The sequence below is a fragment of the Corallococcus praedator genome (assembly GCF_003612125.1).
Lineage (GTDB): Bacteria > Myxococcota > Myxococcia > Myxococcales > Myxococcaceae > Corallococcus > Corallococcus praedator.
On record NZ_RAWI01000960.1, the window covers coordinates 1 to 459 of the forward strand.

The following is a 459-nucleotide window of genomic DNA, read 5'->3' on the forward strand; positions in this document are numbered from 1 at the left end:
ATGCGCAGCCGCATGCTCGGCGCCGAGCAGTTCGAGGAAGCGCGGCAGATCCTGCGCGACATCGATTCGCTCGACAGCCACTCGACCTTCCTGTTCGACAAGATCAACTTCCTGATGAACGCCACGGTCGGCTTCATCAACATCAACCAGAACAAGATCATCAAGATCTTCTCGGTGGCGAGCGTCGCGCTGCTGCCGCCGACGCTGATCGCCAGTGTCTACGGCATGAACTTCGCGGCCATGCCGGAACTGCAGTGGCGCTTCGGCTACCCGTTCGCCATCGCCCTGATGGTTGCCTCGGTGGCGGCGCCCTTCATCTTTTTCCGCAGCAAGGGCTGGCTGCGGTAGCAGAATCGCCTCCTCGAAAAATAGAGGAGACGAGGATGAAGTTGCATCGTGCCGTCCTTGCGGCGGCGCTCGCCGCGCTGCCGTTCATTGGTCACGCGGCCTGCCTGACCG

1 protein-coding gene is annotated in these 459 nt (G+C 61.9%); it reads left to right on the forward strand.

The annotated features are described in order from the left end of the window. Nucleotides 1-348 (forward strand): CorA family divalent cation transporter (locus tag D7Y13_RS42595; RefSeq protein WP_279637202.1); only part of this gene is annotated, 348 nt, incomplete at its 5' end. Nucleotides 349-459 lie beyond the last annotated feature (111 nt).